Source organism: Arachnia propionica, assembly GCF_003932785.1.
Classification (GTDB): Bacteria; Actinomycetota; Actinomycetes; order Propionibacteriales; family Propionibacteriaceae; genus Arachnia; species Arachnia propionica_B.
The window spans coordinates 1-338 of record NZ_RQYT01000168.1 but is presented as its reverse complement, the minus strand read 5'-3'; the positions used below and the strand labels follow the sequence as shown (position 1 = coordinate 338).

The following is a 338-nucleotide window of genomic DNA, read 5'->3' as shown; positions in this document are numbered from 1 at the left end:
GGTGATGGGTTGGAGGCCGGTTGGGTCGTGGAGGTTGGTGGGGTTGTTGCCGGCGTAGTTGTAGGGGTTGGGGGCCCAGGCGGTGCCGGTGGTGGGGGGGAGGGGGTCGGGGGTGAGGAAGCCTCGGCTGTGGGGGTCGAGGATGCGGGCGCCGAGCCATTCCAGGCCTTGGATGTGGATGTCACCGGCCGAGCCGAGTCCTAGTGTTCCGTTGGCGAGGGTGGTGTGGGGGGTGGGTGGTTGGTAGGGGTTGGTGGGGGTGGTGTGGCGGTGGGGGCGCCAGGAGGAGGGGAGCCAGCCGTGGTTGGTGGTGGCGGTGAGGGGCCCGGCGGTGATGA

Annotated in this window: 1 protein-coding gene; it reads right to left on the bottom strand. The window is 70.4% G+C overall.

What is annotated here, in order from left to right; translation table 11 throughout:
- Window positions 1–338: RHS repeat-associated core domain-containing protein (locus tag EII35_RS15685; RefSeq protein ID WP_312019310.1), on the bottom strand; the 338-nt coding region annotated here is incomplete at both ends.